The sequence below is a fragment of the Roseateles sp. P5_B10 genome (assembly GCF_056400485.1).
Genome location: NZ_JBFULE010000223.1, coordinates 1 through 7,260, shown reverse-complemented (window position 1 = coordinate 7,260; position 7,260 = coordinate 1). Strand labels below are relative to the sequence as shown.

Sequence of the window (7,260 nt, the reverse complement as noted above, 5' to 3'; positions counted from 1 at the left end):
AAAAAACCGCCGGGCTTTGCGGGCCCGGCGGTTTGTAGGGAGTCTGGGTTCAGCGCGCGCGCTCAGGACTCTCCACCGCCGGGGCGGGGAAAAAACCAAAAGCTAAAGTAAGCAGCGCGGGACATGGGAGCGGAATCTAGCACGCTGGCCGGCGCAGTCGTTCGTGAAGCGCCAAGCCAGGCTTTCAAGCCGTGCCACCCACCGTCAATCCCTCGATCCGCAACGTCGGCTGCCCGACCCCCACCGGCACGCTCTGCCCTTCCTTGCCGCAGACGCCCACACCGGTGTCCAGCGCCATGTCATTGCCGATCATGCTGACGCGGGTCAGCGCGTCCGGGCCGTTGCCAATGATGGTGGCACCCTTGACCGGGTACTGGATCTTGCCGTTCTCGACCCAGTAGGCCTCGCTGGCCGAGAACACGAACTTGCCGCTGGTGATGTCGACCTGGCCGCCGCCGAAGTTGGTGGCGTACAGGCCCTTCTTGATCGACGCGACGATCTCCTTGGGATCGTCCTTGCCGCCCAGCATGTAGGTGTTGGTCATGCGCGGCATCGGCACATGGGCATAGCYCTSRCGGCGGCCGTTGCCGGTCGGGGCGACCTTCATCAGCCGCGCATTCATCGCGTCCTGGATATAGCCCTTCAGGATGCCGTCCTCGATCAGCACATTGCGCTGGCTGGCACAGCCCTCGTCGTCGACGTTGAGCGAGCCGCGGCGGTCGGGGATGGTGCCGTCGTCCAGCACCGTCACGCCCTTGGAAGCCACGCGCTGGCCGATGCGGCCGGCAAAGGCGCTCGAGCCCTTGCGGTTGAAGTCGCCCTCCAGGCCGTGGCCAACAGCTTCATGCAGCAGCACACCGGGCCAGCCCGGGCCGACCACGACGACCATCTCGCCGGCCGGCGCCGGGCGGCTTTCCAGATTCGTCAGCGCGGCGTGCACCGCCTGCTCGACATAGCTGGCGATCATCTCGTCAGTGAAATAGGCCAGGCCGAAGCGCCCACCGCCGCCGCCCGAGCCGACCTCGCGGCGGCCATTGCTCTCGGCGATGACGGTGATGGACAGGCGCACCAGCGGGCGCACGTCCGCTGCCAGCGTGCCGTCGGCACGCGCGATCAGCACCACCTCGTGCTCAGCGGCCAGGCCGGCCATGACCTGAGCGACGCGCGGGTCCTTGGCGCGGGCCATCTTCTCGGCGCGCTCCAGCAGTGCGACCTTGGCGGCACTGTCGAGGCTGGCAATGGGGTCGGACACGCCGTACAGCTCGCGGCTGCCGGCCACGCGGCTCTGGCCCGGCACCTTGACCTTCTTGCTCTGCCCAGCCGCGGCGATGGTGCGCACGGTGCGCGCGGCGTCCAGCAGCGAATCGAGCGAGATGTCGTCCGAGTAGGCGAATGCCGTCTTCTCGCCGGCCACGGCGCGCACGCCGACGCCCTGGTCGATGCTGAAGGACCCGCTCTTGACGATGCCCTCCTCCAGGCTCCAGCCCTCGGCGCGCGTGGTCTGGAAGTAGAGGTCGGCGTCGTCGACGCGATGCTCGGTGATGAGGCGCAACGCCTGCGAGAGCGAGGCCTCGGTGAGGCCGAAGGGCTCCAGCAGTTGCGAGCGGGCGGTGGCCAGGCGGGCCAGGGTGGGTTCGACGGCGATCATGGCTTGATTCTAGGAAGTCGGGCGTCAGGCATTGGAAGACATGGACATCCTTCTTTACCGGCAGGGTGTCAGCCGCGCGGAAAAAGGCGTCGTTGTGGACAGACCTTGCAACCCGACGTCCCCAAGGAGTCCCCGATGAAGACCTTTCACAAAGCCCTGATCGCCCTGCTGACCCTCACCGGTGCCAGCGCCTTCGCCCAGACGCCCGGCACCAACACGCCTCGCATCGACCAGCGCGAGGCCAACCAGCAGGCCCGGATCGCGCAAGGCGCCGCCAGCGGCAGCCTGACGGCCCACGAGACCCAGCGCCTGGAGAAGGAACAGGCTCGCGTCGACCACGCCGAGGCGAAGGCCAAGGCCGACGGCACCGTCACCGCCAATGAGCGCCGCCGCCTGACCGCCATGCAAGACGGCGCCAGCCGCGACATCCACCGCAAGAAGCACAACGCCCGGGAGCAGTGACGCAACGCGGCCGCGTGTCGAGCCAGATGACCCATGCATTACGCCTGCTAACAAATCCATCCCTGGCGGTGGCCTGCTAGGGATGGCCGGCGAGGCGAGGCCCCGCACAGCATKCGGCGTATCCGTCCTTCACGGATCTGGAGCGCCGCATGAAGCTTTTCCCGCTCGCCACGCTGGCCCTGGCCGCTGCTGCCGGTCCTGCCTTCGCCGCCACCCTGGTCGGCTCGGGCTATGAGCAGCCCGTCTTCCTGACCGCCCCCAGCGGCGATTCGCGGCTCTTCATCGTTGAGAAGACCGGGCGCATCAAGGTGCAGGACAGCGGCGGCACTGTTTCGACCTGGCTCAACCTGTCGGGGCAGGTCGACACCGGCGGCGAGCGCGGCCTGCTGGGCCTGGCTTTCGACCCCGGCTTCACGAACAACGGCCGCTTCTATGTCGACTACATCGACAAGACGACGCTGAGCACCGTCGTCGCGAGCTACACCGTCAACGGCGCAGGTGCCGTGGACCTGGCCAGCGCCAAGACGGTCATCACGGTGGCCCAGCCGGCCGGGCGCAGCAACCACAAGGCCGGCTGGATCGGCTTCAATGCCGCGGACCCGGGCAACCTCTACGTCGCCACCGGCGACGGCGGCAGCTCCAACGATCCCGACAACAACGCCCAGAACCTCAACAGCAACCTGGGCAAGCTGCTGCGCATCACACCGAGCGCCGCGGGCGGCTACACGGTGCCAACGGACAACCCCTTTGTCGGCGTGGCAGGCAATGACGAGATCTGGGCCTATGGCCTGCGCAACCCCTACCGCAACAGCTTCGACCGCCAGACGGGCGACCTGTGGATTGGCGACGTGGGCCAGGGCGCGCGGGAAGAAGTGGATTTCGCTTCCGCTGCCTCGGGCCTCGGCCGCGGCGCCAACTACGGCTGGCGGGTGCGCGAGGGCACGATCGCTACGCCCGGGATCAGCGACCCCACGCCGCCCAACCTGACCGAGCCTATCTACGACTACGGCCGCGCCAACGGCGATGCCACCGTCATTGGCGGCTATGTCTACCGCGGCGGCGCGGATGCCAGCCTCGACGGCAAATACGTGTTCGGCGACTACATCTCCGGCCGCATCTGGACCCTGAACGGCGGTACCGCCACGCCACTGGCCTCGCCCTTCGGCGGCTCGACGCTGACCAGCTTCGGCGAAGGAGGCAATGGCGCCCTCTATGCCGTCGGCATTGACGGCAATGTCTATCTGCTCGCTGCCGCGGTGCCCGAGCCCGCGCCCGCGCTGTTGCTGGCCCTGGGCCTGGCGGCCGGCAGCCTCTTCACTCGTCGCCGCCGCGCTTGAGGGCCAGACCGGCGTCGTAGAGGCGGTTGCGCGGCGCGCCGCTGATCTGCGCGGCCAGGGCGACGGCCTGCTTGAGCGGCAATTCGGCGACGAGCAGGGCCAGCACGCGCAGGGCCTCAGTGGGCAGTTCATCGTCCGCCGCGGCCTGCGGCGCCAAGGCATGCAGCACGAGGACGAACTCGCCACGCTGGCGCTGGGCGTCGGCCGCGAGCCAGGCCGGCAGCGTCGCAGCCTCGGCGGTGTGGACGCTCTCGAACTGCTTGGTCAGCTCGCGGCAGACCGTCACGCGACGCGTCGGCGCCAGTTCGGCCAGCAGTGCAATCACCTCGACGATACGGTGCGGCGCCTCGAACACGACCTGGCTCTGGCCTTCCACAGCCAGCACCGCCTGCAGCGCCGTGCGGCGTTCGCCGGCCTTGGTCGGCAGGAAGCCGGCAAACGCAAAGCACCGGGCCGCCGTGTCGCCAGCCACACTAAGGGCCGTCACCGCGCTGCTCGGCCCGGGCAGGGGCAGCACGCGGTAGCCGGCTGCGACCACCTCCTGCACGAGCACGGCGCCGGGGTCCGAGATGGCCGGCGTGCCGGCGTCGGACGCATAGGCCACGCGCTCACCGGCGGCCAGCCGTGCGAGGACAGTGGCGCTGGCCTCGCGCTCGTTGTGCTGGTGCAGCGCGATCAGCGGCTTGTGCAGGCCCAGATGGCGCAGCAACTGAGCTCCCTGGCGCGTGTCCTCGCAGGCCAGGGCATCGGCCAGGCTTAAGGCATGGATGGCACGCAAGGAGATATCAGCCAGATTGCCGATCGGCGTCGCGACGAGATAGAGCGTGGCGGCCGGATACTGCTGGCCGCCGGCTGCGGCTTGTGCGGCCTGACGAAGCACAGAGGCATCAATGTTCAAGTGGGGCTCTCGTTCAAAACCTGACCGGGCCGAGATCGGCCTGGCGGGCGAGGACGCGGCGCTCGCGCATCTGCAGCGCGCCGGCCTGCGCCTGGTGGAGCGGAATTATCGAGTCGGCGGCGGCCCCAACCGCCGTGCCGGCGAAGTTGACCTGATCCTGCAGGACCGCGACGGCACCCTGGTCTTSGTCGAGGTGCGGGCAAGGGCGAGCGATTCGCATGGCGGCGCGGCCGCCAGCGTGACGGCCAGGAAGCAGCAGCGCCTGATCTACGCGGCCCAGCACTATCTGCTGCGCCACGCCAGCCCACCGCCCTGCCGTTTCGACGTCGTCGCCATCGACGGTGCCGAACTCAACTGGTTACAGGGAGCTTTCGACGCTGCGTAACATGGAGCCCCTCGCCCAAGGAAATACCTTGGTCGGTCCCCCTGGGGGGCGGCGATGCTTGCGGCATTGAACCGCAAGCACATCGCCAGAACGGGCCGGCTTGGGAGCGGCCCGGCGCTCGGCCCGCGGCGCTGACTATGATTCGCGCCGCATGATTGAACAAAGAATCCAGCAGCAATTCTTCGAGAGCGCCGACCTGCTCTACCAAGCCGCCGAGCAACTGGCGCGGCCCCTGGCGATGGCCGCGCAGATGGTGGTGGACGCCGTCACTGGCGGCAGCCGCATCCTGTGTGCCGGCCAGGGCCTGGCCAGCATGGACGCCGACTACCTGGCCGCCCGCCTGGCCGGCCGCTTCGAGCAGGAAAGGCCAGGCCTGGCCGCCTGGAGCCTGTCCGCCCAGGCCCGTGACGCCGCGGGCGTGGACCTGGCGCGCCTCCTGCAGGCCCATGGCCACCCGGGTGACGTCCTCGTCATGATCGAGCCCCTGCGCGAGCAGCGCGACGCCTGGCAGTCAGCCGTGGCCGTGGCCCATGCGCAGGAGATGAGCATCATCGCGTTGACCGCCCAGCCACCGGGCGCCGCCGACGAATGGCGCGGCCTGCTGCAGGACACCGATATCCAGATCCGCGTCAGCCACGGCCGCGAGCCACGCGTTGTGGAAGCCCAGCGCGTGCTGCTGCATGCGCTGGTCGACGCTGTCGACTTGCAACTGCTCGGCAGCGACGAATAACCTCCTTGACGGAACCCCGATGAAAAAACTCAGCCTCACCCTGACCGCCGCCATCCTCGCCAGCACGCTTGCCACCGGGTGCGCGCCACTGCTGATCGGCGGCGCGATGGTGGGTGGCGTCAGCGTCGCCACCGACCGCCGCACCTCGGCCACCCAGCTCGAGGACGAGACCATCGAGATCAAGGCCGGCGCCCGCATCCGCGAGCAGCTGGGCGACAAGGTGCACATCAACGTCAACAGCTACAACCGCGTCGCGCTGATCACCGGCGAGGCCCGCAACGAAGCCGACCAAGCTCAGGTGGAGCGCATCGTCGCCGGCGTCGAGAACGTCACCAAGGTGCTGAACGAGACTGCGGTCACGATGCACAGCGCACTGAGCGGTCGCTCCAACGACRTCGTCATCCAGGGCAAGGTCAAGGCCTCGTTCATCGACGCGCGCGACCTGCTGAGCAATGCCTTCTACGTTGTCGTCGAGCGCGGCCAGGTCTTCCTGATGGGCCGCGTGACCGAACGCGAGGCCAATCGCGCCACCGAGATCGCGCGCCAGGTCGGCGGCGTCAAGAAAGTGATCCGAGCGTTCGAGATCATCAGCGAAGACGAACTCGCTCGCCTCACGCCGAAAAAGCAGTAGCTCCGAGCACAGCCACAGAGGCACGGAGACGCAGAGGAATTCGCTGCGGCTTTTTCCGTGCCTCTGTGACTCTGTGGCTTTGTTGGGTCAGAGACGCTTGATCAAGCTGGACGTGTCCCAGCGATTCCCGCCCATGGACTGGACGTCCGCATAGAACTGGTCCACCAGCGCCGTCACCGGCAGGCGTGAGCCATTGCGGCGCGCCTCGTCGAGCACGAGGCCCAAATCCTTGCGCATCCAGTCGACCGCGAAGCCGAAGTCGAACTTGCCTTCGACCATGGTCTTGCCGCGGTTGTCCATCTGCCAGCTTTGGGCCGCACCCTTGCCGATGACTTCGAGTACCTGGGTCATGTCCAGGCCGGCGTTCTGACCAAAGCGCACGGCCTCGGACAGGCCCTGCACGACACCGGCGATGCAGATCTGGTTGACCATCTTGGCAAGCTGTCCCGAGCCCGGGCCGCCGAGCAGGGTCACGGCCTTGGCGAAGGCCAGGGCGATGGGTTTCACCATGTCAAAAGGGGCCGCATCGCCGCCACACATGACGGTCAGGGCACCGTTGACTGCACCGGCCTGGCCACCGGAGACCGGCGCATCAACGAAGGCGACGCCTCGCTTGGCTGCCTCGTCGTGCAGCTCGCGAGCCACGGCCGCCGAGGCTGTGGTGTGGTCCACGAAGACGGCTCCCGAGGTCATGCCGGCGAATGCACCTTCGTCGCCGAGCGCCACCGAGCGCAGGTCATCGTCGTTGCCAACACAGCAGAACACGAACTCCGCGCCCCGGGCGGCCTCAGCTGGCGTGGCGGCAAAGGCACCTCCGTATTCCTTGACCCAGGCCTCGGCCTTGGACTGCGTGCGGTTGTAGACGGTGACCTGGTGGCCAGCGCGCGCCAGATGGCCGGCCATCGGATGGCCCATGACGCCCAGGCCCAGGAAGGCGACGCGGCGGGCGGGAACGGGGTCGTAGCTGCGGGTGGTCATGAGCAATGGGTCAAAGAATCGTCAGGTGTTCGGTGCCGCTGGACAGGTCGCCGCTGCGAGCGCGCTCGCTGTTGAGCTTGATCTGCAGGCGCAGGTCGTTGACCGAGTCGGCATTGCGCAGCGCGTCTTCGTAGGTGACCTTGCCGGCCTCGTAGAGGTCGAAGAGGGACTGGTCGAAGGTCTGCATACCC

General features: G+C 68.1%; 8 protein-coding genes and 1 pseudogene. 5 read left to right on the top strand and 4 right to left on the bottom strand.

Translation table 11 applies throughout. The annotated features are described in order from the left end of the window. Positions 1-184 precede the first annotated feature (184 nt). Positions 185-1,648, bottom strand: coding sequence for a metalloprotease TldD (tldD, locus tag AC1DU6_RS15015; protein WP_477858021.1), 1,464 nt, complete (start codon positions 1,646-1,648; stop codon positions 185-187). Positions 1,649-1,783: 135 nt separating this feature from the next. On the opposite strand from tldD, the gene AC1DU6_RS15010 reads away from it, so the two are divergent. Together AC1DU6_RS15010 and AC1DU6_RS15005 are read left to right on the top strand one after the other, a co-directional pair. After that, positions 1,784-2,110 carry a hypothetical protein gene (locus AC1DU6_RS15010; protein ID WP_477858019.1) on the top strand — a complete coding sequence of 109 codons (327 nt, stop codon included), beginning with the start codon at positions 1,784-1,786 and terminating at the stop codon, positions 2,108-2,110. Between the two features lie 149 nt (positions 2,111-2,259). Further along, the gene (locus tag AC1DU6_RS15005; protein WP_477858018.1) at positions 2,260-3,447 is read left to right on the top strand and encodes a PQQ-dependent sugar dehydrogenase; all 1,188 of its coding nucleotides are present in this window, start codon (positions 2,260-2,262) and stop codon (positions 3,445-3,447) included. Here AC1DU6_RS15005 and rsmI read toward each other — a convergent pair. After that, positions 3,425-4,345: a 16S rRNA (cytidine(1402)-2'-O)-methyltransferase gene (rsmI, locus tag AC1DU6_RS15000; protein WP_457323943.1), complete on the bottom strand. Its 921-nt coding sequence runs from the start codon at positions 4,343-4,345 to the stop codon at positions 3,425-3,427. The two genes, AC1DU6_RS15005 and rsmI, sit on opposite strands and share 23 nt — an antisense overlap. Here rsmI and AC1DU6_RS14995 point away from each other — a divergent pair. From AC1DU6_RS14995 to AC1DU6_RS14985, 3 genes are all read left to right on the top strand, one after another. After that, a complete protein-coding gene (locus tag AC1DU6_RS14995) occupies positions 4,338-4,730 on the top strand; it encodes a YraN family protein (RefSeq protein ID WP_477858016.1) in 393 nt (130 codons plus the stop codon). The genes rsmI and AC1DU6_RS14995 overlap by 8 nt on opposite strands. Before the next feature lie 151 nt (positions 4,731-4,881). Continuing rightward, positions 4,882-5,460 (top strand): SIS domain-containing protein, encoded by a 579-nt coding sequence (locus AC1DU6_RS14990; protein ID WP_056192992.1) that lies wholly within the window; start codon positions 4,882-4,884, stop codon positions 5,458-5,460. A 19-nt stretch (positions 5,461-5,479) separates the two neighbouring features. After that, positions 5,480-6,091, top strand: coding sequence for a BON domain-containing protein (locus tag AC1DU6_RS14985; protein WP_477858014.1), 612 nt, complete (start codon positions 5,480-5,482; stop codon positions 6,089-6,091). Between the two features lie 87 nt (positions 6,092-6,178). On the opposite strand, the gene AC1DU6_RS14980 is transcribed toward AC1DU6_RS14985, so the two are convergent. Both AC1DU6_RS14980 and AC1DU6_RS14975 read right to left on the bottom strand, forming a co-directional pair. Further along, on the bottom strand, positions 6,179-7,069 hold the full coding sequence (locus tag AC1DU6_RS14980; protein WP_457390294.1) for an NAD(P)-dependent oxidoreductase: 891 nt from the start codon (positions 7,067-7,069) through the stop codon (positions 6,179-6,181). A 10-nt stretch (positions 7,070-7,079) separates the two neighbouring features. Next, positions 7,080-7,260: pseudogene (locus AC1DU6_RS14975) on the bottom strand (type IV pili twitching motility protein PilT); the annotation flags it as partial.